Source organism: Streptomyces sp. NPDC002032 (genome assembly GCF_042890765.1).
Lineage (GTDB): Bacteria > Actinomycetota > Actinomycetes > Streptomycetales > Streptomycetaceae > Streptomyces.
This window is the reverse complement of sequence record NZ_JBIASM010000006.1, coordinates 200407-223888: the sequence shown is the minus strand read 5'-3', so window position 1 is coordinate 223888 and position 23482 is coordinate 200407. Positions and strand designations below refer to the sequence as shown.

The 23482-nt window shown below is 69.4% G+C and carries 18 protein-coding genes, 1 tRNA gene and 1 pseudogene; 9 read left to right on the top strand and 11 right to left on the bottom strand.

The window, feature by feature from the left end:
• Window positions 1-18 precede the first annotated feature (18 nt).
• The gene (gene grpE / locus ACFYYT_RS17015; protein WP_351824551.1) at window positions 19-690 is read right to left on the bottom strand and encodes a nucleotide exchange factor GrpE; all 672 of its coding nucleotides are present in this window, start codon (window positions 688-690) and stop codon (window positions 19-21) included.
• On the bottom strand, window positions 690-2540 hold the full coding sequence (gene dnaK, locus ACFYYT_RS17010) for a molecular chaperone DnaK (RefSeq protein WP_351824554.1): 1851 nt from the start codon (window positions 2538-2540) through the stop codon (window positions 690-692). The genes grpE and dnaK overlap by 1 nt, the downstream gene beginning before the upstream one ends.
• A 228-nt stretch (window positions 2541-2768) precedes the next feature.
• Here dnaK and ACFYYT_RS17005 point away from each other — a divergent pair, with 228 nt between their 5' ends.
• The 3 genes and pseudogenes from ACFYYT_RS17005 (at window position 2769) to ACFYYT_RS16995 (ending at window position 7323) form a co-directional block, all read left to right on the top strand.
• The gene (locus tag ACFYYT_RS17005) at window positions 2769-3302 is read left to right on the top strand and encodes a sugar transferase (protein ID WP_351824556.1); all 534 of its coding nucleotides are present in this window, start codon (window positions 2769-2771) and stop codon (window positions 3300-3302) included.
• A 110-nt stretch (window positions 3303-3412) separates the two neighbouring features.
• A pseudogene (locus ACFYYT_RS17000) lies at window positions 3413-5629 on the top strand (heterodisulfide reductase-related iron-sulfur binding cluster); the annotation flags it as partial.
• A gap of 740 nt (window positions 5630-6369) precedes the next feature.
• On the top strand, window positions 6370-7323 hold the full coding sequence (locus ACFYYT_RS16995; RefSeq protein ID WP_351824559.1) for a Yip1 family protein: 954 nt from the start codon (window positions 6370-6372) through the stop codon (window positions 7321-7323).
• Between the two features lie 83 nt (window positions 7324-7406).
• Here ACFYYT_RS16995 and ACFYYT_RS16990 read toward each other — a convergent pair whose 3' ends face one another.
• Entirely contained in the window at window positions 7407-7904 is a 498-nt protein-coding gene (locus ACFYYT_RS16990) for a phosphoribosyltransferase (RefSeq protein WP_351824561.1), read from the bottom strand.
• Window positions 7901-8488, bottom strand: a complete 588-nt coding sequence (gene dcd / locus ACFYYT_RS16985; RefSeq protein WP_351824564.1) for a dCTP deaminase — start codon at window positions 8486-8488, stop codon at window positions 7901-7903. Before dcd ends, ACFYYT_RS16990 begins: the two co-directional genes overlap by 4 nt.
• A 463-nt stretch (window positions 8489-8951) precedes the next feature.
• Between dcd and ACFYYT_RS16980 the strand changes: the two genes are divergently transcribed.
• Window positions 8952-9022 (top strand) — tRNA-Gly (locus ACFYYT_RS16980).
• A gap of 229 nt (window positions 9023-9251) precedes the next feature.
• Here the strand turns inward: ACFYYT_RS16980 and ACFYYT_RS16975 are convergent.
• Both ACFYYT_RS16975 and ACFYYT_RS16970 read right to left on the bottom strand, forming a co-directional pair.
• A complete protein-coding gene (locus tag ACFYYT_RS16975) occupies window positions 9252-11633 on the bottom strand; it encodes a non-reducing end alpha-L-arabinofuranosidase family hydrolase (protein WP_351824567.1) in 2382 nt (793 codons plus the stop codon).
• Between the two features lie 386 nt (window positions 11634-12019).
• The gene (locus tag ACFYYT_RS16970) at window positions 12020-13576 is read right to left on the bottom strand and encodes a sigma-70 family RNA polymerase sigma factor (protein ID WP_351824570.1); all 1557 of its coding nucleotides are present in this window, start codon (window positions 13574-13576) and stop codon (window positions 12020-12022) included.
• Window positions 13577-13913: 337 nt separating this feature from the next.
• Between ACFYYT_RS16970 and ACFYYT_RS16965 the strand changes: the two genes are divergently transcribed.
• The gene (locus tag ACFYYT_RS16965) at window positions 13914-16541 is read left to right on the top strand and encodes an RICIN domain-containing protein (protein ID WP_351824573.1); all 2628 of its coding nucleotides are present in this window, start codon (window positions 13914-13916) and stop codon (window positions 16539-16541) included.
• Between the two features lie 77 nt (window positions 16542-16618).
• Here the strand turns inward: ACFYYT_RS16965 and ACFYYT_RS16960 are convergent, their stop codons facing one another.
• Window positions 16619-17083 (bottom strand): hypothetical protein, encoded by a 465-nt coding sequence (locus ACFYYT_RS16960; RefSeq protein ID WP_351824575.1) that lies wholly within the window; start codon window positions 17081-17083, stop codon window positions 16619-16621.
• Between the two features lie 134 nt (window positions 17084-17217).
• Here ACFYYT_RS16960 and ACFYYT_RS16955 point away from each other — a divergent pair, with 134 nt between their 5' ends.
• Window positions 17218-17442, top strand: a complete 225-nt coding sequence (locus tag ACFYYT_RS16955; RefSeq protein ID WP_351824578.1) for a hypothetical protein — start codon at window positions 17218-17220, stop codon at window positions 17440-17442.
• 200 nt (window positions 17443-17642) lie between these two features.
• Here the strand turns inward: ACFYYT_RS16955 and ACFYYT_RS16950 are convergent, their stop codons facing one another.
• Window positions 17643-18014, bottom strand: a complete 372-nt coding sequence (locus ACFYYT_RS16950) for a helix-turn-helix domain-containing protein (protein ID WP_351824581.1) — start codon at window positions 18012-18014, stop codon at window positions 17643-17645.
• A gap of 84 nt (window positions 18015-18098) precedes the next feature.
• Between ACFYYT_RS16950 and ACFYYT_RS16945 the strand changes: the two genes are divergently transcribed.
• Both ACFYYT_RS16945 and ACFYYT_RS16940 read left to right on the top strand, forming a co-directional pair.
• Window positions 18099-19037, top strand: coding sequence for an NAD(P)-binding domain-containing protein (locus ACFYYT_RS16945; RefSeq protein ID WP_351824583.1), 939 nt, complete (start codon window positions 18099-18101; stop codon window positions 19035-19037).
• A gap of 816 nt (window positions 19038-19853) precedes the next feature.
• A complete protein-coding gene (locus ACFYYT_RS16940) occupies window positions 19854-20198 on the top strand; it encodes a MerR family transcriptional regulator (protein WP_351824586.1) in 345 nt (114 codons plus the stop codon).
• Window positions 20199-20241: 43 nt separating this feature from the next.
• Here ACFYYT_RS16940 and ACFYYT_RS16935 read toward each other — a convergent pair whose 3' ends face one another.
• Window positions 20242-21027, bottom strand: coding sequence for a hemolysin III family protein (locus tag ACFYYT_RS16935; protein WP_388608288.1), 786 nt, complete (start codon window positions 21025-21027; stop codon window positions 20242-20244).
• Between the two features lie 145 nt (window positions 21028-21172).
• Between ACFYYT_RS16935 and ACFYYT_RS16930 the strand changes: the two genes are divergently transcribed.
• A complete protein-coding gene (locus ACFYYT_RS16930) occupies window positions 21173-21733 on the top strand; it encodes a hypothetical protein (protein WP_351824591.1) in 561 nt (186 codons plus the stop codon).
• A 9-nt stretch (window positions 21734-21742) separates the two neighbouring features.
• Here the strand turns inward: ACFYYT_RS16930 and ACFYYT_RS16925 are convergent, their stop codons facing one another.
• Window positions 21743-22795 (bottom strand): HTTM domain-containing protein, encoded by a 1053-nt coding sequence (locus tag ACFYYT_RS16925; RefSeq protein ID WP_351824594.1) that lies wholly within the window; start codon window positions 22793-22795, stop codon window positions 21743-21745.
• Complete coding sequence (locus tag ACFYYT_RS16920; RefSeq protein ID WP_351824597.1) at window positions 22785-23354, bottom strand: DUF5819 family protein; 570 nt, start codon at window positions 23352-23354, stop codon at window positions 22785-22787. The genes ACFYYT_RS16925 and ACFYYT_RS16920 overlap by 11 nt, the downstream gene beginning before the upstream one ends.
• Between the last annotated feature and the right edge of the window lie 128 nt (window positions 23355-23482).

The window sequence follows — 23482 nt, the reverse complement described above, 5'->3', positions numbered from 1 at the left end:
TTTCCTACGTGTGCTGCGTCAGCCCTCTTCGGGGGCATCCGCGTCCTTGTCGGACGGCTTGTCACCCTCCGCGGACTCGGACTTGGCGGCGGGCGCCGCACCCGGCTGGGGCTCGGCGACCGCGACCCGCGCGGGACGGATCGTACGCTCGCCGATCCGGTACCCCGGCTGCAGGATCGCCACGCAGGTGTCCTCGGTGACGTCCGGCGCGTACGAGTGCATCAGGGCCTCGTGGATCGTCGGGTCGAAGGGCTCGCCCTCCTTGCCGAACTGCTGGAGGCCCATCTTGGCCGCCGCGGTCTCCAGCGACTCGGCCACCGACTTGAAGCCGCCGACCAGTTCGCCGTGCTCGCGCGCCCGGCCGATGTCGTCCAGGGTGGGCAGGAGCTCCGTCAGGAGGGACGCGACCGCGATCTCCTTGACGGCGATCCGGTCCCGCTCCACGCGGCGACGGTAGTTCTGGTACTCCGCCTGGAGCCGCTGGAGGTCCGCGGTGCGCTCGCCGAGCGCGGTACGGGCCTGGTCCAGCTGCGCCAGCAGAGCCACGTCTGCTGCTGCGGAGTCCCCGGCCGGGGCCGCGGCCTCCTCCTTGTCGGAGGAAGCGGCGGCCTTCGGCTCGGCGGCGTCGTCGGACGTGCCGTCGGCGGGGACTTCGGGCTTCTCGTCGAAGCCCGGGGTCTCCTCCGGCATCAGGCAGCGCCGCCCTTCGGCTTCTCGTCGTCCACGATCTCGGCGTCGACGACGTCGTCGTCGGCGGCCTTGGCCTGGCCCGCGTCACCGGCGCCGCCCGCGGCACCCTGAGCGGCCTGGGCGTCGGCGTAGATGGCCTGGCCCAGCTTCTGGCTGATCGCGGCGAGCTTCTCGGTCGAGGTGCGGATCTCCGCCGCGTCCTCGCCCTTCAGCTTCTCCTTGAGCTCGGTGATGGCCGTCTCGACCTCGGTCTTGACGTCGGCCGGAACCTTCTCCGCGTTCTCCGAGAGGAACTTCTCCGTCTGGTAGACGAGCTGCTCACCCTGGTTGCGGGACTCGGCGGCCTCCTTGCGGCGCAGGTCCTCGTCCGCGTACTGCTCCGCCTCCTGGCGCATGCGGTCGACCTCGTCCTTGCCGAGCGAAGAGCCGCCGGTGACGGTCATCTTCTGCTCCTTGCCCGTGCCGAGGTCCTTCGCCGTCACGTGCATGATGCCGTTGGCGTCGATGTCGAAGGAGACCTCGATCTGCGGGACGCCGCGGGGCGCCGGCGGCAGACCGGTCAGCTCGAACATGCCGAGCTTCTTGTTGTACGCCGCGATCTCGCGCTCACCCTGGTAGACCTGGATCTGCACCGACGGCTGGTTGTCCTCGGCCGTCGTGAAGATCTCGGACCGCTTGGTCGGGATCGTGGTGTTGCGCTCGATGAGCTTGGTCATGATGCCGCCCTTGGTTTCGATACCCAGGGACAGCGGGGTCACGTCGAGGAGCAGGACGTCCTTGACCTCACCCTTGAGCACACCGGCCTGGAGGGTGGCGCCGATGGCGACGACCTCGTCCGGGTTGACGCCCTTGTTGGCGTCCTGACCGCCGGTGAGCTCCTTGACGAGCTCGGCGACGGCCGGCATGCGGGTGGAGCCGCCGACCAGGACCACGTGGTCGATCTCGGACAGGTTGATGCCCGCGTCCTTGATGACGTTGTGGAACGGGGTCTTGCAGCGGTCGAGCAGGTCCGCGGTGAGCTGCTGGAACTGCGAGCGCGTGAGCTTCTCGTCCAGGTGCAGCGGGCCCTCGGCGGAGGCCGTGATGTACGGCAGGTTGATCGAGGTCTCCGTGGAGGAGGACAGCTCGATCTTCGCCTTCTCGGCGGCCTCGCGCAGACGCTGGAGCGCCATCTTGTCCTTGGACAGGTCGACGCCGTGGCCGTTCTGGAACTGCTTCACCAGGTAGTCGACGACGCGCTGGTCCCAGTCGTCGCCACCGAGGTGGTTGTCACCGTTGGTGGCCTTCACCTCGACGACGCCGTCGCCGATCTCCAGGAGCGACACGTCGAAGGTGCCGCCACCGAGGTCGAAGACGAGAATGGTCTGGTCGTCCTTGTCGAGGCCGTAGGCCAAGGCGGCCGCGGTCGGCTCGTTGACGATACGAAGGACGTTCAGGCCCGCGATCTCGCCGGCCTCCTTCGTCGCCTGACGCTCGGAGTCGTTGAAGTAGGCCGGGACGGTGATGACCGCGTCCGTGACCTTCTCGCCCAGGTACGCCTCGGCGTCGCGCTTGAGCTTCTGCAGGATGAAGGCGCTCATCTGCTGCGGGTTGAAGTCCTTGCCATCCAGGTTGATCTTCCAGTCAGTGCCCATGTGGCGCTTGACGGAGCGGATGGTCCGGTCCACGTTCGTGACCGCCTGGCGCTTGGCCACCTCGCCGACGAGGACCTCGCCGTTCTTGGCGAAGGCGACGACGGACGGCGTGGTCCTGGCGCCCTCGGCGTTGGTGATGACGGTGGGCTCTCCGCCTTCGAGAACGCTGACGACGGAGTTAGTGGTGCCCAGGTCGATGCCGACCGCACGTGCCATTTCAATTCCTCCAGCTGACTTGAGTGCAACGGACTCAAGAGTGCCCCACGACGCTCCCCACGTCAACAGAGGTGAGTCGGGGACACTCAACCTTTAGGTGCCCCTTACGCTCACCCTCGCTGCGGGGTTCGGGCCGGCGACCATGGGGCCGGGCCCCCCACCGCCGAGCGGGGGACGCCCGCCGCGCGGCGCGGATGCCCCGCACCCGGCGTCCGGCACCGTGCTGCCATGCCCCTGCTGCTCACGCTCCCCGCCCGGCCGGCGCCGTGGCCGGCCAAGCGGGTCTTCGACCTGATCGGCGCCCTGGCCCTGCTGACGGTGTGCGCCCTGCCGCTCCTGCTCGCCGCCGCACTGCTCTACGCGGCCCGGCGCCGGGGAGTCCTCGTACGCGAGCCGGCGCTCGGCCTCGGCGGGCGCCCGTTCCACACCTGGCGGCTGCGGACCGAGGGCGCCGGGCGGGCCGGCGAGGCCGTGGAGCGGTGCGCCCTGGACGCGCTCCCGCAGCTGCTCAACGTGGTGCGCGGGGAGATGTCCCTGGTCGGACCCCGCCCCCAGCCCGCGCTCGCCCGGACGGACCGGCCCGAACGCCTGCACGTACGCCCCGGAATGACCGGATTGTGGCAGGTCAGCGCGCGATCCGACCTCCCCTGGGAGGAGATGGCCCTGCTGGACCGGCACTATGTGGAGAGCCATTGGCTGGGGATGGATCTCGCGATCCTCGCGCAGACCCCTCGGGCGGCCTACCGACAGAGGCATGCCTGAGCGACACAGATCACCGCTCGCCCACCTACATCGCGGCGCGGGAACTGGGTAACCTCAAGCCTTGACTCAATAAGTTACCGCTTAGTAAGTCCCGCCCGAGGAGCCCTCCCATGCAACTCGCCGCGATCATCGTGTCGCTGGTCCTGACCGTGGTCGGCGTCGCGCTGCTCGCCCGAGCCGTGGCCCAGATCTACCGCTTCGTGAGAATCGGCCAACCCGTACCGGCGGGCAGCCGTACGGACCGGCCGAAGGAACGAACGCTCACCCTGGTCAGGGAGTTCCTCGGCCACAGCCGGATGAACCGCTGGGGCATCGTCGGCTTCGCCCACTGGTTCGTCGCCATCGGCTTCCTGACGCTGCCTCCGACCCTGGTGCAGGCGTACGGCCAGCTCTTCCAGGCGGACTGGCTGCTGCCGATCGTCGGCGATTTCCTGCCCTTCGAGATGTACACCGAGTTCATCGGCGTCATGACGGTCGTGGGCATCGTCATCCTGATGGCCATCCGGCTGCTCAACCTCCCCTCGCGGGCCGGTCGCAAGTCGCGCTTCGCGGGCTCGAAGGCCTGGCAGGCGTACTTCGTCGAGTACGTCATCCTCACCATCGGCCTCGCCATCCTCGCCCTGCGCGGCCTGGAGGGCGCGATCCACCACGTGGACTCGTACGAGCCCGCGTACTTCGCCTCGTACCCGCTGGTCCTGGCCTTCAAGGGGCTCTCGCTCGGCAGCCTGCAGAACGCCATCTACTTCACCGCGATGGTCAAGATCAGCGTCTCGCTGATCTGGATGATCACGGTCTCGCTCAACACCAACATGGGTGTGGCCTGGCACCGCTTCCTCGGCTTCCCGAACATCTGGTTCAAGCGGAACGCGGACGGCGCCGTCGCTCTGGGCGCGCTCCAGCCGATGACCAGCGGCGGCAAGGAGATCGACTTCGAGGACCCGGGCGAGGACGACGTCTTCGGCGTCTCCCAGGTCGAGCAGTTCTCCTGGAAGGGCATCCTCGACTTCTCCACGTGCACCGAGTGCGGTCGCTGCCAGTCGCAGTGCCCGGCCTGGAACACCGGCAAGCCGCTGTCCCCGAAGCTCCTGATCATGTCGCTGCGCGACCACGCGCACGCCAAGGCCCCGTACCTGCTCGCGGGCGGCGGCAAGGACATGGAGGGCAACGAGAAGGCGACCCCCGAGCAGCTGAAGGACGTCCCGGCGGCGGCCCTGGCCGAGGCGGAGCGCCCGCTGATCGGCACCGCCGAGGAGAACGGCGTCATCGACCCGGACGTGCTGTGGTCCTGCACGACCTGCGGTGCGTGCGTGGAGCAGTGCCCCGTCGACATCGAGCACATCGACCACATCGTCGACATGCGGCGCTACCAGGTGATGATCGAGAGCGCGTTCCCGTCGGAGGCGGGCACGATGCTCAAGAACCTGGAGAAGAAGGGCAACCCCTGGGGCCTGGCCAAGAAGCAGCGCGTCGAGTGGACGAAGGAGGTCGACTTCGAGGTCCCGATCATCGGGAAGGACGCGGAGGACCTCTCGGAGTTCGACTACCTCTACTGGGTCGGCTGCGCGGGCGCCCTGGAAGACCGGGCGAAGAAGACCACGAAGGCCTTCGCGGAGCTGCTGAACATCGCGGGCGTCAAGTTCGCGATCATGGGCGGCGACGAGAAGTGCACGGGTGACTCGCCGCGCCGCCTGGGCAACGAGCCGCTGTTCCAGCAGCTGGCCCAGGAGAACGTGGCCATGCTGAACATGGCCTTCGGCGAGGACGACGAGGACGAGTCGACGAAGAAGCCGAAGACGGCGAAGCGGATCGTCTCGACCTGCCCGCACTGCTTCAACACGATCGCGAACGAGTACCCGCAGCTGGGCGGCGAGTACGAGGTCATCCACCACACGCAGCTGCTCCAGCACCTGATCGACGAGGGCCGGCTGACGCCGGTGACGCCGGTCGACGGGCTGATCACCTACCACGACCCCTGCTACCTGGGCCGCCACAACAAGGTCTACACGCCGCCGCGCGAGATCATGTCGGCCGTACCGGGGCTGCGCCAGCAGGAAATGCACCGCCACAAGGAGCGGGGCTTCTGCTGTGGCGCGGGCGGCGCGCGGATGTGGATGGAGGAGCGGATCGGCAAGCGCATCAACAACGAGCGCGTCGACGAGGCCCTGTCCCTGAACCCGGACATCGTCTCCACGGCCTGCCCGTTCTGCCTCGTCATGCTCACCGACTCGGTGAACGGCAAGAAGAACGACGGCCAGGCGAAGGAATCCGTCCAGGTGGTGGACGTGGCGCAGCTGCTGCTCGCATCGGTGAAGGCCCCGGAGCCGACGGAAGCCGAACTCGCCGCGGCCGCCGCTGCCGCCGAGGCGGAGGCGGAGGCGGAGGCTGCTGCTGCCGCCGCGAAGGCGAAGGCGGAGGCGGAGGCGGAGGCTGCTGCTGCCGCCGCCGCCGCGAAGGCGAAGGTCGACGCGGAAGCCAAGGCCAAGGCCGACGCGGAAGCCGCGGAGGCGGCGGAGGCGGCGGAGGCGGCTGAGGCGGCGGAGGCGGCTGAGGCGGCTGAGGCGAAGGCAGACTCCGAGCCGAAGGCCGAAGCCCCCGCCGAACCCGAGCCCGCGCCGAAGGCCGCCACCGACGGCCCGGCCGAGGCCAAGCCCGCAGCCGAACCCGCGCCGAAGGCCGCGACCGACGCTCCGGCCGAGGCCAAGGACGCCACGGCCGCGGCGCCGGAGACCGAGGCCGAGGCCGAGGGCGCCAAGTAGGGCGGGCCGGGCCACCCGGCAACAGACAGGTACGGAACGGCCGGTCCCCCGCGAGGGGGGACCGGCCGTTCCCGCGTCACCGGACCGGAGGTCAGCCGTTCGCGGGGTTCGAACCGGCGACCCTCCCGAAGCCACGGACCGAACATCAGGACATCCCATAGGGAAGGTAACGAACCACCGCAGACCTCCCCGCAGCCCCGCAAACCGGTAACTCCCGGTGTCCCCTAGGGGATGTCACAGCTCAGCCGCAAAGCCCCCCACTTCCGGCGGCCCGGCCACCGATCCCCCGCGGAGCAGGTACTTTCGATCACGTGGCTGGATTCAGGATCGGACGCGGCCGGGACAACAACCGCACCCCGCAACAACCCCCGCAAGCCCCGCGGCAGCAGCCGTACGGTCAGCAGCAGGCGCCACAAGCGCCGCAGGCACCGTACGGCCGTCAGTCGTACCCGCCCGCCGGGCCGCCCCCGCAGCAGCACTGGCCGCAGCAGGGCGGCGGCCCCGGGGGCCACGGCGAGCCCGAGTACTTCGACCCGTACGGCCGGCCGCACCCGCAGCAGCCGCAGGATCCGTACGCGGACCCGCACGGCGACGCGTACACGGCTCCGTACGCCTCCTCGTACGCGAACAACCCGGGCCACACCCAGGCCTTCTCCGTCAACGAGGACCCGTACGGCCAGGGCGCGACGTACCAGGCGGGCGCGGCGGCCGTCGCCCCCGCCGGTCCGCGGCTGCCCTGGAAGGAGCTCCTGCGCGGCATCGTGATGCGCCCGGGGCCGACCTTCCTCCAGATGCGCGACTACGCCGTCTGGGGCCCGGCGCTGACCGTGACCTTCCTCTACGGGATGCTCGCGGTCTTCGGCTTCGACAAGGCCCGCGAGGACGCCATCAAGGCGACCCTCACCCAGGCGATCCCGATCGTCCTCAGCACCGGCGCGGCCTTCGTCATCTGCGGGCTGATCCTGGGCGCGGTCACCCACACGCTGGCCCGCCAGCTGGGCGGCGACGGCGCCTGGCAGCCGACGGTCGGCCTGTCGATGCTGGTCATGTCGCTGACGGACGCCCCGCGCCTGCTCTTCGCGATCTTCCTGGGCGGCGACAACATGCTCGTCCAGATCCTCGGCTGGGCCACCTGGCTGGCAGCCGGCGCGCTCTTCACCTCGCTGGTCAGCAAGTCGCACGACCTGCCGTGGCAGAAGGCGCTCGGCGCGTCCGCGATCCAGCTGGTGGCCCTGCTGTCGATCATCAAGCTGGGCACGCTCTAGCCGCCGTACCGCCGCACCCACGCCGAAGGGCCCGCCGCGATGCGCGGCGGGCCCTCCGTCATGCCGGTGTCGGTGTCCGGCCCTCAGGCGTCGAGGACCTGGCCCTCACGCTTGACCACGGGCGGCTCGACCGACCACGGGAAGTTGATCCACTCGTCGGTCTTCTTCCACACGTACTCGCACTTCACGAGCGAGTGGGACTTCTCGTAGATCACGGCCGAGCGCACCTCGGCCACGTGCCCGAGGCAGAAGTCGTGGACCAGCTTGAGCGTCTTGCCGGTGTCGGCGACGTCGTCGGCGATCAGCACCTTCTTGTCGGTGAAGTCGATCGCCTCGGGGACGGGGGCCAGCATCACCGGCATTTCAAGAGTGGTACCCACTCCTGTATAAAATTCAACATTCACGAGGTGAATGTTCTTGCAGTCGAGCGCGTACGCCAGACCGCCGGCGACGAACACACCGCCGCGGGCGATGCTCAGGATGATGTCCGGCTCGTAGCCGTCGTCGGCGATCGTCTGCGCCAGCTCGCGGACGGCATGCCCGAATCCCTCGTAGTTCAGGTTCTCGCGTACGTCGCTCATGCCTCGTGCCTCACCTGGGTGCGGTGGAAGTTCTGGAAGGAGCGCGAGGCGGTCGGGCCGCGCTGCCCCTGGTACCTGGACCCGTACCGCTCGCTGCCGTACGGGAACTCCGCGGGCGAGCTGAGCCGGAACAGGCACAGCTGGCCGATCTTCATCCCCGGCCACAGCTTGATCGGCAGGGTGGCGAGGTTCGACAGCTCCAGGGTCACGTGACCCGAGAACCCGGGGTCGATGAACCCGGCGGTCGAATGCGTCACCAGACCCAGGCGGCCCAGGCTGGACTTCCCCTCCAGCCTGGAGGCGATGTCGTCGGGCAGCGAGATGACCTCGTACGTCGAGGCGAGCACGAACTCGCCCGGATGCAGGATGAAGGCCTCGTCCCCCTCGGGCTCGACCATGCGGGTCAGGTCGGGCTGCTCGACGGCGGGGTCGATGTGCGCGTAGCGGTGGTTCTCGAAGACCCGGAAGAACCGGTCGAGCCGCACGTCGATGCTGGAGGGCTGCACCATCGACTCGTCGAAGGGGTCAATGCGAACCCGTCCGCTGTCGATCTCGGCCCGGATGTCTTTGTCGGAGAGAAGCACGTCCCGAGGATACGCAGAGCGCGCGGGCCACCCCCAATCGGAGCGACACCCGCGCGCCCGGCCCACCGGCCGCCTACCGCTTGGCGCCGCCCACGGGCACCGCGTGCCGCAGCCGCGCGCACCGCGGACACCGCAGCAGCCGCCCGGGCCCGATCCGTCCGGCACCGAGGTGCTGCAACGGGAACGAGGCGGTGCTGAATACGTGCCCTTCGGCACAACGGACGACTGTGTGCTCCATCGAGTCCCTTTCCCCAACGCGCCGTACTGCGATGAATCGCCACATTAGGGGATGATCGGGACCCACTCCAGCCGCCGCTCCGACCCCCCACGCTACGCCCCAACTCCCGCCCCCACGAACCCTGCTGTCCGACTTCCGCGAGCGCTGCCACCCGGGGGAATTCACCGGGGGTCGATCATGGGGTACAGTGTGCAACGGTACGGATCCAAGCCATTGGACCCCCGTGCGGATGTAGTTTAATGGTAGAACATGAGCTTCCCAAGCTTATAGCGCGGGTTCGATTCCCGTCATCCGCTCTTTGAAGAAGGCCCAGGTCAGCGACCTGGGCCTTCTTTGTTGTCCAGACCTGCCCCAGAGCCGTGTCCTTCAGCGCGTCCACAGGAGGGAGGAACCCCGGCCGACGGGCGGCCGGGGTTTCTCGGGGCGGTGCAGGTCGGTCAGCGGGTGGGGTTGCGCGCGGCGGGGACCGCTCGGCTGCGCGCCATCCGGGCCGGCCCGGATGGCGATCACCGAGGGGCGGGCGGGTCAGCGCTGCAGGGTGAGGACACCCGGACGGTACGGCAGTTGGTCGTAGGGGCCGGTCGCGGTGGGGGACTTGCCCTGGTAGAGGAACTGCAGGTTGCAGGGGTCGATGGTCATGGTCTGGTCGGGGTTGTTGCGGACCAGGTCACCGTGGCTGATGTCGTTGGTCCAGCCGGCCCCGCTGTTCGCCTTGCCCGCGAAGGGATTGCTCTCGCTCGTGGCCTGCGGGGTCCACGAACCGCTCAGGCTGGAGGCCGTGAACGAGCGGAAGTAGCGCGCTTGGTTCGCACCCTTCGCCTCGACGATCATGAGGTACTGGTTCTGGCCCTGGACCTTGTAGACCTGCGGCGCCTCGAACAGGTGGTCCGCCGTGTCGCTCATGACCGTCGTGTACGAGGAGCCGAAGTTGCCCGGGAAGTTCCCGATCGGCATGCTCGCCCGGTAGATCTTGCCGTTGTCACCGGCGAAGAACAGGTACATGTTCTTGTCGTCGGCGATCAGGGTCTGGTCGATCGGGCCGGTGGGGGAGTCGGTGCGGGGGATGCTGCCGGTGAACAGCGGCTGCGGCGCGGACCAGCCGTTGGGGTTGGCGGGGTCGCTCGACGTGCGGTAGATGAAGGGCCACTGACCCCACTGGTACGCCAGCACCCAGATCTTCTTGGGCGCGAAGTAGAACAGCGTGGGCGCCACCGCGGCCTGGTTCATGCCGCTCTGGCCGGCCGACGCCATGTCCGACCAGTTCGTGAAGGGGCCGAACATCATCGAGCCGTACGACGATCCCGAGAAGTCCGTCCCGTAGACCAGGTGCTTGCCGTTGTACGTCACGGTGGTGAAGTCCTTCAGCGAGACCCGCCCGTTCGCCGGCTGCGCCAGCGCACCCGTAGACGTCCATCGGTAGGTCGACGGAAGGGCACACGTCCCGCCCGGCGGCGCGGGCGCCGTCGGGGCCGAGGTCCCGGACGGGCCGGTCCACTTCTGGTTGCCGCCGCCGGACCAGCAGGCGTACAGCTGGATCTTGGTGCGGTTGGCGGTGGCCGCGCCGACGGCGTCCAGGCACAGCCCGGACTGGATGCCGGCGATCGTGCCGTCGGTGTTGATGTTCCACTGCCGGCCGGCGCCGCCGTCGCAGTCCGCGATGACCACCGCGGTGCCGTTGGTGGTGCCGTTGGCCAGGGCGCTCAGGCACTTGTTGCCGTAGATCATCAGCTGCTTGTCGGAGGTGTAGGTCCAGCGCTGGTTGGTCTGCCCGTTGCAGTCCCACAGCTGTGCCTGCGTGCCGTTGACGGTGGTGGAGCCGTTGATGTCGATGCAACGGCCGGAGGCGACGCCCTTGATCGCCCCGGTGCCGGCTCCGGCCGTGGTGCCGGGGGCGGCCTTGAGGGCGTTCACGACGGCGGTGTACGCGGCCTTGGGCTTGCCGTTGTTGTCGAACAGCAGGGGGCTTTCGCCGCCGCGCCAGGAGTCGCTGTCGCGGATGCCCCACACCGTGATGCCGGTGCACCGGGCCACGGACAGGCAGGCCTTGACCGTGTTGGCGTAGTGGGTGGGCGACGCCTGGGCGATGTCCAGCTCGGTGATCTGGACGTCAACGCCCAGGGCGGCGAAGCTGGACAAGGTGGTCTGGAAGCTGGACGGAGGGCCACCGGCGCCGAAGTGGCTCTGGAATCCGACGCAGTCGATGGGCACGCCACGGGACTTGAAGTCCTTCACCATGGCGTAGACGCCCTGGGTCTTGGCGTCCGACCAGCTCTCGATGTTGTAGTCGTTGTAGCAGAGCTTGGCCGAGGAATCGGCCGCCCGGGCGGTGCGGTAGGCCTCCTCGATGAAGCCGTTGCCCAGCACGTTCTGGAACACCGAGCCGCGGTGCTGGGTGGAACCGTCGGCGAACGCCTCGTTGACCACGTCCCAGGCGTAGATCTTGCCCTTGAAGTGGGTCATCTCGGTGGTGATGTGGTTGTTCATCACGCTGCGCAGCGTGTTCGCGTCGCCGATGGAGCTGACCCAGGCCGGGAGCTGCGAGTGCCAGACCGTGGTGTGGCCGCGCATGCGCTGGCCCTGTGCCGTGGCACGGTTGACGATCCGGTCGGCCGGGCCGAAGTTGAAATTGCCGCGGGACGGCTCGATGGCGTCCCACTTCATCTCGTTCTCCGGGGTGATCATGTTGAATTCCCGGTCCGCGAGCGCGGCGTACGTCGCATCGCCGAGCCGGCCGGCGGCCACGGCGGTGCCGAAGTACCTGCCCGAGGGGGCCGCCTGCGTACCCAGGGGCGTCGCGGCTCCGGCCGAGCTGGGCAGGAGCGTCATGACACCGCCCACCAGCGCAGCGGCCGACAGGCCTATCGTCAGTGTCCGGCGACGCCGGCCGAGCTGGTGCAGGCCCTTCATGATTCACCCCGGTGGCCAGGGTGGGTGCGGTGCGGGAGGTGGGGCCGTTCCCGCCCACCGGTCTCCCGGGGTTGGTGACTGTGTCGCGTCATTGGAGGGGCTTTCTTCAGGGGGTACGTCAACGGGGAAGGTCGGGGAACCTGCCGCGCCGCCACGTCGTGGTGAGCGGCGGGAAGAGCGCCCCATGAAGTGGAGGCCCGCGAACTCGCGCCCTCGTAACGGAAAAGTCGCGCCGCCCCGACGATTGCCCGGTGATGCATCTCGCAGGCAAAAAGCGTTACGCCAAGCCCCGGTGACCGCCGCTGGGGACGTGCGTGCCGGCACCGTGGCGCAGGATCACCGGCTGTCAGCGCGCGACCCGGTCCGCATCGCTCAGGGAGCGGTTCTCAGGCCCACGCCTTGCGCATGACGAAGGAAGCCTGGCCGGCGAAGGACCGGGTGCCGTCGGAGCCGTCGAGCCAGATGCCGCCGTCGCGGTGGCGGAGGACCGATCCGGGATAGTTGTGCGCATGCAGGGTGACCGATCCGGCGACCGCCCCGGGCTGCGGACAGAAGGTGGCGTCCTCACGGAACAGCTCACTGCCGTCATCGGTGCTCAGCCGCAGCCTCAGGTCACGATGGCGCAGGTAGCGGCCGTCGGCGGAGCGGAGGGTGACGCACCGGGTGTCGGCCAGCCCCCCGACCACCGTGAACGTGACCCGCTGCCGTGTCCGCGCGCCGCTGGACGCGGAGACTCGGCCGAGCGTCGCGAAGTCGTCGGCATACGCCAGGTACAGGCCGGGTTCGTCCACGGACTCCAGTGACTGCGCACCCAGCGCAACGGTGCCTGCGACGGCGGACGGACTCACCGGGGACGGTCCGGCCGACGTGGTGGTGCGCGACGGGATCGGCGCGGGAGTGCCGACCGCGGGAGCGGCGATGGCCCCGGGCTCCCGTTGCGCCGGTTCGGGCCAGGTCGCGTAGGTGGCGGTCCCCGTGATGAGCACCGCGGCGGTGGCGAGGCTCACCATCGGATGGGCGGTCACCGCATGGAACGTGCCGGTCAGCGCGCTGTGCAGACTGCCTCCCCCCGTCGCCGTGCCGACGGCGACGGGCGCCGTGGCCAGCCCGGCGGCGCTCGCCGCCGTACCCGGGAGCAGGCCCTTGGCGGCCAGCGCGGCGATGAGTCCGGCGGGGACGGCCAGCGTGAGGCTCGTGAGGCTGAGGGGCAGCAGTTCGGCCGGCACCCGTTCTGCCGTCGTCGCCGTGCAGACCGGGCAGACGCGGGTGTGCCGCGCGATCCGCTTGCGCCACACCGATGAACGCAGACCGTCCCAGCCGACGAGGCTCTCGTCCAACTGCGGACAGCGCGGGTCGGCCTCCAGCGCGGCGACGATCGTCCGGCTCAGTTCCAGCTGCTCGCGCATGCGTTGCAGGCGTACTCCGGCGTGGGCGACGGTGAGCCCCATCGCGGCGGCGATGTCGTCACGGCTCAGCAAACCGGCGCATTCCTGCCACCACAGCGACAGCAGCGCCCGATGGTCCGGGTCGAGCCACCGGCCGGCTTCGACGACCTGCCGGCGCTCGTCCGACACGTGCAGACGCAGGATCGTCACGTCCTCGGGTTCGGCGCCGGTGTCCGGTATCTGGAGTGCCTCGTCGATGACCGTGGTCCGGCCGGCGAAGTCGCGTTGCCTCTGCCAGTGCGTGGTGATCTGGCGCAGCGTGATCGAAACCAGCCAGGAGCGGAAGCTCTCCGGGGCACGCAGGGCAGGCAGGTCGCGCACCACGCGCAGCAGGGTTTCCTGGACGACGTCGTCGACGTCGGCATGTCCGCTCAGCGCTCGCCGGACGATGTTGTAGACCAACGGCAGGTACGCGGCGATCAGCTCCTCGCGCGCCCGGTCGTCACCGGCCCGCGCCGCGACGACCAGCCCCGCGTGGTCCGGATCCACGAGCCCCATTCCTACCCCCCTCAGTGGAGCGATCCGCCGAGTGCGGCGCAACCTCGGCGTCGGCAAGGGTATGTGGCCAAGGCCCGTGCCCCGGGTCACTGGGCCGGCCCGCGCCCACTCGGCCCTCCGGCAGCGCGCGTTGTGGGCTTGTCGGTGGTGGTCCAGCCTCGGCGCGAACGTCACGCGGCCGCTGATCAACGCCTGCCGCGCCACGACGAGGCGATCTGAAGAAGTTCCCGGCTCAGGGCAACCTCTTGCGGGGCCTGTGACCACAAGGAGTCGGATCCGGCGGCTGCGATGGCCGGATCCACCTTTCCTCTGGTGGCATGCAAGGAGAAGACCCCCCATGAAGAACCCCACGAACGGACGGCGCCGCGGGCGTCACCGCCGTCGCCTGAGCGCCACCGTTCTGCTGCTCGGCATTCCCCTCGGCGCCGGGTCGTACTTCGTGTTCGGAGTCGAGGACTCCCAGGCCGCGACGGTCGACAGCGACGCGTACTACAGGCTGGTCTCGGTGCGCAGCGGCAAGGTGCTGGACGTCAACGCCTTCTCCACCGCCGACGGCACACGCATCCAGCAGTGGACCGACCAGAACACCGCCAACCAGCAGTGGAAGCTGAAGCCCACCGGGGACGGCTACTACGAGCTGGTGAACCGCAACAGCGGCAAAGTGCTCGGCATAGCGGGCGATTCGACCGCCCAGGCGGCCTCCGCGGAGCAGCAGACCGACAGCTCCTCCGCCTCCCAGCAGTGGCGGATCGACGATGTGAGCGGCTCCGAAGCCGTCACCTTCACCTCCCGCCGGACCGGCCAGGTCCTGGACGTCTCCGGAGGCTCCACGGCCGATGGCGCGGGAGTCATCCAGTATCCCGGCCTTGGCAGCACCAACCAGCAGTGGAAGCTGGTGAAGGCGGCCGGGTCCCAGCCGGCCGGATCCGGACCGTACACGTGGAAGAACGCCCAGGTGGTGGGCGGCGGTTACGTCACCGGGCTGGTGTTCAACCCGAAGGAGAAGGGTCTGCTGTACGCGCGTACCGACATGGGCGGCGCCTACCGCTGGGACACCGGGGCCGAACAGTGGATCCCGCTGACCGACTGGGTCGGCGAGAAGGACTGGAACCTGCTGGGCATCGACTCGCTGGCCACCGACCCCGTCGATCCCAACCGGCTCTACCTCGGAGCGGGCACCTACACCAACGAGTGGGCCGGCAACGCCGCGATACTGCGCTCCACCGACCGGGGCCGCACCTTCCAGCGCACCGAGCTGCCCTTCAAGCTGGGCGCCAACGAGCCCGGTCGCGGCGCGGGCGAACGACTGGTGATCGACCCCGCGGACCACGGCACCCTGCTGCTGGGCACCCGCAAGAACGGCCTGTGGCGCAGCACCGATTACGGCGTGACGTGGAAGCAGGTCTCCGCGTTCCCCGTCAAGGACGGCGCGAGCAGCGGCACGGGCATCTCCTTCGTGACGTACGGCCCGGCCGGCAGCAAGACGCTCTACGTCGGCGTCGGCGACAAGTCCACCTCCCTGTACCGCTCCACCGACGGCGGAAACACCTGGCAGGCCGTCCCCGGGCAGCCCACCGGCCAGCTGCCGCAGCATGGAGTCCTGTCCGGTGACGGCTCGCTGTACGTGACGTACACGAACACCGTCGGCCCCAACGACGTGACGGCGGGCTCGGTCTGGAAGTACACGCCGGCCGGCGGGGCGTGGAAGAACGTCTCCCCGTCCCAGGGCGGTTACGGGTTCTCCGGCCTGGCCGTCGACCCGCAGAAGCCCTCGACGGTGATGGTCACCACCCTCGACCGCTGGTGGCCCCAGGACGAGATCTACCGGAGCACCGACGGCGGCACGACCTGGAAGGCACAGGCCGACAAGTCGGTGCGGGACGCCTCCGGCGCTCCCTACATCGGTACCGCCACCGGGCACTGGATGACGGCCCTGGCCATCGACCCCTTCGACTCCGGGCACGCGTTGTACGGCACCGGCAACGGCATCTGGCGCAGCAAGGACGCCTCCGCCACCGACAGCGGCGGCACCAGCCACTGGGCCGCGGGGGCGCGAGGGCTGGAGGAGACCTCGCTGGCGGACGCGATCGCCCCGCCCGGCGGCGCCACCCTCGTCACTTCCATGGGTGACCAGGGCGGTTTCCGGTACGGCTCCCTGACCGAGGTGCCCGCCGGGCGGCTGAAGAACCCGCTGATGTCCAGCAGCACCGACATCGACTTCGCCCAGTCCAACCCCTCGATGATGGTCCGCGTCGGCACTGGCGGCACGCAGGACGGCGCCTACTCCACCGACGGCGGCGTCAGCTGGAACGGCTTCACGTCGGAGCCGGTGGCCGGCGCCCACAGCGGTCACATCGCGCTCGCGGCGGACGGCTCCACCATCGTCTGGACCGAGGCCGGCCAGACCCCGTACCGCTCCACCGACAAGGGGACGACCTGGTCGAAGGTCGTCGGCCTGGGCACCGACGCCGTGGTCGTCGCCGACCGCTCCTCGGCCGGTACCTTCTACTCACTGGCCGGCGGCACGCTCTACGCCAGCACCGACGGCGGCGCGAGCTTCGGCGCCCGCGCCACCAACCTGCCCTCCGGCCGGCTCACGGCCGTCCCCGGCGTCGCCGGGGACCTGTGGATCGCCGGGGGCGGCAAGGGGCTGCTGCACTCCACCGACGGCGGCCGCACCTTCACCCCGCTCGCCACGGCGCAGTCCGCCTCAGCCCTCGGCTTCGGCAAGGCCGCGCCGGGTGCCGACTACCAGGCGCTGTACCTGATCGGCACCGTCAAGGACGTCACCGGAGTCTTCCGCTCCACCGACAAGGGCGCCACCTGGCTCCGCATCAACGACGACGCCCACCAGTGGGGCGGCATCGGCAGCCTCGGCGTCATCACCGGCGACCCCGACACCTACGGCCGCGTCTACATCGGCACCAACGGACGCGGCCTCCAGTACGGCGACCCGTCCTCCTGACCCCGACACCATGGCGGGGCCACGGGCGCCCGACGGCCTGCGGCCCCGCCATGGCCGAGGAACCCCGCTTCGTCCCCCTACTTGTCGCCCGGTTCCCACCACCAGCCCGGGGTCCTTCGACGCGCTTCCCATGACTCCGGGGCCCGTTCCAACTCCCTTTCGAAGTTCTGCCCCAGGCGCTGACACGCCGCCACGAGAAGACCGAGTTCCTGGTACGCGGACATTTCTTGACCAGCCGCGAGCTTCTGGGCGTTCTCCGCGACTTGATCCGCGGAAGCCGACAGTCTTCGGTGCAAGGACTGGCGCGTGACGTCGTACCTGCCGGCCATCGCGTCCCATGACACGCCCGAATGACGCAAGACGGCGCATGCGAGTGCCTCGACATGGGCGACCTTGCTCTGGAGGGTCGGTGTGATCACCAGCCCCAAAGCCGCACCTTCCCGAGGATGCGCCAGCGCCACCCCGTCATTGGCCAGTTCCAGCGCGGCATTCGACAGTGCGACGAGCAGGTTCCTCAACCGGTCATGCTGAGACGACGTCATATCAGCATCTTGACGCACGGCCGTCAGCCCGGCACTGACAACCGGCGAGCGAGCTCTCAGCATGCTGGTTACGCGAAGGGCGGCCCCTGTTGGCCCAGGAGCCGCCCGCAGTCCACTCGCGTCCAAGGAGACCGATGAACCAGCACCAACGTACCGTCCTCAGTCCCAGCCCGGGCCCGATGGGGCTGCCGGGATGGATGCCCGATCTCCGGCTGTGGGTGATCGTCATCGTCGTACTGGTCCTGACAGGCGGCGACGCGGGCGCGCACGCTCTGAGCCTGTATGCGGACGCGCTCGCCGTAGTCGGCGCGACGGCTGCCGAGATCGGCCGCCCCCGCCGGAAGGAGAGGAGGAGCTGACCGCCGGGAGGTAGCCACGGCCGCGGGGGAGGCCGATCCTGGGCGGCTGCGGTAGGCGCGACCGAACACCGACCCGGAACGGCCAGTTGGTGGAGCCGGCTCGCAGCTCAGCCGCAAGTCGCCGCCTCGGCCGGAGAAACCGGCAACACGGAAAGCCGGGTGTTACGGCGCCGGGGCGGGGTTGGCGGCGGCCGGGCCGCTCAGCCGGGTGAGGTCTCGGCCACGTTGACCGTTTCGTGGCCTTCGCGACGTATCCGCTCAGTCCCCCAGGCGCCGAGCGGCCCGAGCGCCTGATTGAGCATGCGCCCGTCCTCGGTCAGGGAGTACTCCACCCGCGGCGGTACCTCGGCATAGACCTTCCGGAGCACGAGACCGTCCGCCTCCATCTCACGCAGGTGCTGCGTCAGCATCTTCTCGCTCACTCCCGGCAGAGCGCGACGGAGCTCGGCGAAGCGGCGTACGCGGTGGGCATCGAGTTCCCAGAGGATCAGCCCCTTCCACTTGCCGCTCACCACGTCGAGCGCAGCGTCGATGCCGCAGATATAGGGCCCGCATCTCGGCGCCTTGGCCATCGCTGATCCCCTTACTAAAAGGTAAGTACCGCAGTAAATAGTGGGTACTTCCGAGCGTAGTGCCGCTCTGGCGAACATGGCGGTGTGAACGACCAACAGAACCGCACCACCAGGCAGAAGAGCCCTGTCACCGTGATCGGACTCGGCCCGATGGGCCAGGCGATGACACGCACCCTCCTCACCGCCGGCCACCCGGTCACCGTCTGGAACCGCACCGCCAGTCGGGCCGCCGGCGTCGTCACCGACGGAGCAGCGCTCGCGGCGACGCCCGGCGAGGCGGTCGAAGCGAGTGACCTCGTCATCCTCAGCCTCACCGACTACCCGGCGATGTACGACGTCCTCGAAAGCGCCACCGAATCCCTCGCGGGCCGGACGCTGGTCAACCTGAGCTCCGACACTCCCGACCGCACACGAGAGGCGGCCGCCTGGGCAGCGGGCCACGACGCCACCTTCCTCACCGGAGGTGTCATGGTTCCCGCGCCGATGGTCGGCACGGAGGCAGCCCACGTCTACTACAGCGGCAGCGACGAGGCGATGGAGAGACACCTGGCGACGTTGACACTGCTCGGGACACCACGGCATCTGGGTGAGGACCCGGGCCTCGCCCAGATGATGTACCAAGCCCAACTCGCGGTGTTCCTCACCGCCCTGTCCGGACTGATGCACGCCACCGCGATGCTCGGCACTGCGGGAATGAAGGCCAAGGAAGCGCTGCCCGAGTTGCTCTCCTTCGCCGACTCGATCGGCGCCATCCTGCGGGCTGGTGAAGAGCGCCCCGGTGCCGCGCTTGATGCCGGCCAGCATCCCGGCGACCTCAGCACGGTCACCATGATGGGTGCGACGTCCGACCACATCGTCGAGACCAGCACCTCACTCGGCCTCGACCTCGCGCTCCCACTGGCCGTGCAGGCCCACTACCGGCAGGCGATCGAGGACGGCCACGGCAGCGACAACTGGACTCGCATCATCGACAGCATCCGAGGACCGCGCTGGCGTCGGGCGGCGGCTAGCTCTGTTCGGTAGGCGCGAAAATCTATGGCCGCCAGAGTAGACATTGGGTGGTGACGTGGTTATGGTTTCTCTCGTAGCCCAGAGAGACAGCAAGGCCCGGCAGAGACGAACTGCCGGGCAGCAGTACACGCAGGAGCAGTTCGCAGTGCGGTGCGGTGGTGGAGTTTCGAAGCCATGGTTGTGCAGGACGGCGACGGGACTGGCGACCGGACCGGGTGGCCCGCAGTCATCAGGGGCTGCCGTCAGCAGTGAAGTACCAGCAGTGAAGTGAGTGAGCAGCACCTCGGTGAAGGCGTCGGCTGCGGGCGCGCGCATCGGGAAGTTCGGCAGTGGGGTTCCAAGCCAGAGCAGACGCAGGATGGGCGACGGGGCTGGCTGCCGGAGAGTGGCGCTGACGCAGGCCACCGAGCAGTACCCAGTAGGTGCAGTACCAGCAGTGCGCAGTACCAGCAGTGCGCAGTACCAGCAGTGCGCAGTACCAGCAGTGCGCAGTACCCGGTAAGTGCAGTACCCCGCAGTAAGAGCAGTACCAGCAGTACGCAGTGCCCCCGTTGGAAGCAGTGGGGGATCGAGGGAAGAACGGAGGAGCCGAGCGCCATCAGGATCGCCGGGGCGGAAGTCAGAGCCCTGGTACCGCAGGACATCGATAGTGAGGTGGTCTCCGGTCAAGCAACCGCGATCCCCGCACGGCCTGTCCCGGTTCGGACGGGTCGGCGGAAACAGAGGGCCGACGCAGGATCAGGGTCGGCAGATGGTGTAGTAGTTCCTTCGGGGCCCTGGTGCCGTATGGCGCCAGGGCCCCTCCACGCGTTCCATGAGAGAGGTTCAATGACAGCAGACGACTCGTTCGGCCGTCTCGACGACGACGATTACCCCGCCTACACGATGGGCCGGGCGGCCGAGATGCTCGGCACCACCCAGGGCTTCCTCCGCGCACTCGGCGAAGCCCGCCTCATCACGCCGCTCCGCTCCGCAGGGGGCCATCGCCGCTACTCGCGCTACCAGCTGCGCATCGCGGCACGCGCCCGGGAACTCGTCGACCAGGGCACTCCCATCGAGGCCGCCTGCCGGATCGTCATCCTCGAAGACCAGCTCGAAGAGGCCCAGCGCATCAACGCCGAATACCGCCGCGTCGCCGAAGCGTCCGGTCCGTCGGCCCCGGCCCCGGCCTGAGGCGAGCGGTGCCGCCCGCCCGCAGCCCCGGGCCTCGTCGGGGTCAGCGGGCGGCGAGGAAGATCGCGGTGTAGTGCGCGCCGAAAGCCGCCACCGTCAGGGCGTGGAAGACCTCGTGGTAGCCGAACCAGCGGGGTGAGGGATCGGGGCGCCGGAGGGCGTACACCACGGCCCCCGCGCTGTAGAGGAGCCCGCCGGTCACGACCAGGGTGAGTACGGCCGCCCCGCCGCTGTGCAGGAAGTCGGGCAGGTAACGCACCGGCGCCCAGCCCAGGGCCAGGTAGCAGGGGGTGTACAGCCAGCGGGGAGCTCCGACCCACAGGACACGGAAGGCGATGCCCGCCAGCGCACCCGTCCACACGATCCACAGCAGGACGGACTGCCGGTCCGGGGAGAGCAGCAGCACGGCGAGCGGGGTACAGGTGCCGGCGATGATCAGGAAGATGTTGGCGTGGTCGAGGCGGCGCAGGACGGCCTCGCCGAGCGGGCCCCACGTGCCGAGGTGGTAGACCGCGCTCGTCCCGAACAGCATCCAGGCGGTGACGGCGTACACGGTGCAGGCCAGGGCGGCGCGCGGGGTGCCCGCCAGGCAAATGAGAACGATGCCCGCGGCCAGCGATGCGGGGACCATGCCGGCATGGAGCCAGCCGCGCAGCTTGGGCTTGAGCGGCTCCACCAGATCGGCCGCCCGCTCGACCAGGCCGGCCACCGGGTGGGGGTCCTCGCGTCCCCCGACGGTCCGCGCGGAAGGAGCGCTGTCGGCTTCGGTGTCGTCTACGGACACTGCTTCCCGTCCTGACTCGAAATGCTGGGCATGACTGGCAACCATGTGCTCATGCTAGGAGCCCGCGCCGGGCAGCAGCGCCCGACGCCTCCGCCACTCGAGAAGGCGGAACTCGTGTAATCCGGCGGGCTGTGGGAACGATCAGAGCTCCCGAACGGGCTTACCGCTCACCGACGTTCAAGGACCGCCGATGCTTCCCGAGTTCCGCTCCCACGCATCCGTTCCCCTTTCCCATCAGCTGGAACAGCGGCTGGGACTGGACCCGGGCCTCGCAGCCGGCCGGATCGACGTGGAGCGCGTCGCGGACATCGCCGTCGTCGCGGCGGCCCACTCCGACGGATACGCGGCCACCGCGCACCTCCTCGGACTGCTGGCCGCGCTCCCCGCTCCCACCGAGGCCGGAGAACGCTTCTGGTCGGACCTGTGGAGGTCTTCGGGCTCCCTCTACCTGCTGCCCGCCAACATCAAGACGTACGTCCTGAGTTCGCTTGCGGGCGAGGGCACCGGTCTGGCCGGGCAGATCCTGTCGGCTGTCGACGAGATGACCCCGCCCCAGCGCATCGCGGCCGGGGAGGTCATCGGCCAGGCGCTCTCCGAGTCCGACCACCTCCCCGACCTGAAAACGCAGGTCATCGGCGAACTGTGGCTCCGGGACCTCGAACTCAGCGCCTGGCGCGTCCTGCACGCGGACCACAAATCAGCGGATCCGGCCGGGCGGAAGGCCTTTCTCGACGCATGGACGAGGGTCTGACCGGCAGGATCACCGCTGCTCGGGAACGGCCCCGGCCCCGACCCCGACCCCGGCGCCGGGCCCGGCCAGGGCCGGGGGCGCGGCGGCCCGTGTCCACCGGACGCGGGGCCGCCACCACCGTCCCAGTGCCCGGTAGAAGCGGTCCGGCAGAAAGACGGCGTCCGCGATGATCATCGCGCCGGAGAACAGCGGCAGGCCCATGAGCACGGCGATGCCGAGGTGCATGCCCAGCAGCATGGTCAGAACGGGGTACTTCAGTCTGCCGAACAGGACGAACGGAAACGCCACCTGGAGCAGCACCGTCAGATAGCCGGCGACGGCCATCGGTACCGGGTGCGCGTCCGCCATGAGGGACAGGGCCGGCCAGGGCCGGAACAGGTCGAGGTTCAGGACGTAGTGGAGGGCTGTCCCGTTCCCCCAGGAACCGCCCTGCACCTTGTAGAGGCCTGCGGATCCGTAGAGGAAGCAGACTTGTACGGCGATGACGAACATGCCGCAGTTGTGCAGCACTGTGGTCAGGGTCCGTCGGGCCTGGGCGAGGTTGCGCATGCGACGACCGCCCGGCGGGGCCGCCGGCGCTCGCGTCCGCGCGGTGAGCGCATCGAGTGACCAGCGGCGTCCGCACATGGTGAACACGAGGTACGCCGCCATGAGGAGGGTGACGTTGTCCCCTCCGTCCGTCATGAAGACCGCCCTGGAATGGAACGACGCGACCATGACCGCGAACAGCACGGAGGTCGCTCTGGTCCGCCAGCCGAGCATGAAGAGTGCCGACGTGACGAGGGCCGCCGCGTAGCAGATCTCGAAGTACATCCGGCTGTCGGAGAAGGTGAGGACGCTGAGCCAGCCGGTCTGGTCGAACAGTTGCCTCGCCAGCTCGGGGGTCCACGGCGAACCGGGCCCCCAGATCTCGTCCCGGTACGGGAACTCGCGCAACAGGAGCACGAGGTGCAGGAATCCGTAACCGATGCGCAGCACGGCGGCCGCGTAGAGGGACACCGGTGACTCGGTCAGCACGGCGCAGGAGGCGCGACGCGCCGAGGTCGTCCGCTCAGTGCTCATGCGGGGCCACCGTCCAAACGGGCAGGTACCGGGTGTCGGCGGGCGCGGGAACGGAGGTGGCCCGGCGAGGGTCGCCCGCTGGGGCAGGCGGGCCGATGGGCCGGGTGATCACCCGCAACTGGATGGAATCGAAGCGGCCACCGCGCTGGGCGGCCACCCGGTCCACCGCGATGTTGCGCAGGTACGTCTGCATCATCGAAGCCCGCTCCGTACGCGGCTGGTCGTCGCCGCCATGTGTTTCGAGGTAGGAACTCCAGGCCCGCCGCAGCATGTTCTGCGTCGTGTGGCTGGGGAAGGCGTTGTGCTCGACCGCGGCACCATCCGGGCCGGACAGATCGAACCAGTCACTCACCTCGGCGGTGCCGTCGGGGGCGGTGCGCACGGTCCGCGCCGAGATCTGCCGGTTGACCGACTCCGGATCGGGGGCGAACAGGCGCCAGTTCTGCTCGAACAGGGGAAAGACCCATGCGTTGATCTTTGGGCCGTACTGCTGTGAAACGGCGTTCGGGGGTGCCACGTGGAGAAAGACCAGGAGGACGTGGATCAGGGCCGTCGCCACGCACACGACCGCACCGGCCGAGACTGCCGCTCTCCACGGGGTGGTCAGGTGGTCCGGACCGGCCGGGTCTCCAGGGGGTTTCCCGACCTGGTCCGGTGCTGCCGCCGAGGCTCCGCTCCGCTGCTCCG

Excerpts from the sequence above, each read along its gene's own strand:
- ACFYYT_RS17005 (WP_351824556.1), top strand. The coding sequence starts at position 2,769 with ATGCCCCTGCTGCTCACGCTCCCCGCCCGGCCGGCGCCGTGGCCGGCC.
- ACFYYT_RS16925 (WP_351824594.1), bottom strand. The coding sequence starts at position 22,795 with ATGAGCACTGAGCGGACGACCTCGGCGCGTCGCGCCTCCTGCGCCGTG.
- grpE (WP_351824551.1), bottom strand. The coding sequence starts at position 690 with ATGCCGGAGGAGACCCCGGGCTTCGACGAGAAGCCCGAAGTCCCCGCC.
- ACFYYT_RS16960 (WP_351824575.1), bottom strand. The coding sequence starts at position 17,083 with ATGACGTCGTCTCAGCATGACCGGTTGAGGAACCTGCTCGTCGCACTG.
- ACFYYT_RS16975 (WP_351824567.1), bottom strand. The coding sequence starts at position 11,633 with ATGAAGGGCCTGCACCAGCTCGGCCGGCGTCGCCGGACACTGACGATA.
- ACFYYT_RS16965 (WP_351824573.1), top strand. The coding sequence starts at position 13,914 with ATGAAGAACCCCACGAACGGACGGCGCCGCGGGCGTCACCGCCGTCGC.
- ACFYYT_RS16970 (WP_351824570.1), bottom strand. The coding sequence starts at position 13,576 with ATGGGGCTCGTGGATCCGGACCACGCGGGGCTGGTCGTCGCGGCGCGG.
- dnaK (WP_351824554.1), bottom strand. The coding sequence starts at position 2,540 with ATGGCACGTGCGGTCGGCATCGACCTGGGCACCACTAACTCCGTCGTC.
- ACFYYT_RS16955 (WP_351824578.1), top strand. The coding sequence starts at position 17,218 with ATGAACCAGCACCAACGTACCGTCCTCAGTCCCAGCCCGGGCCCGATG.
- ACFYYT_RS16940 (WP_351824586.1), top strand. The coding sequence starts at position 19,854 with ATGACAGCAGACGACTCGTTCGGCCGTCTCGACGACGACGATTACCCC.
- ACFYYT_RS16990 (WP_351824561.1), bottom strand. The coding sequence starts at position 7,904 with ATGAGCGACGTACGCGAGAACCTGAACTACGAGGGATTCGGGCATGCC.
- ACFYYT_RS16935 (WP_388608288.1), bottom strand. The coding sequence starts at position 21,027 with ATGGTTGCCAGTCATGCCCAGCATTTCGAGTCAGGACGGGAAGCAGTG.
- ACFYYT_RS16950 (WP_351824581.1), bottom strand. The coding sequence starts at position 18,014 with ATGGCCAAGGCGCCGAGATGCGGGCCCTATATCTGCGGCATCGACGCT.
- ACFYYT_RS16930 (WP_351824591.1), top strand. The coding sequence starts at position 21,173 with ATGCTTCCCGAGTTCCGCTCCCACGCATCCGTTCCCCTTTCCCATCAG.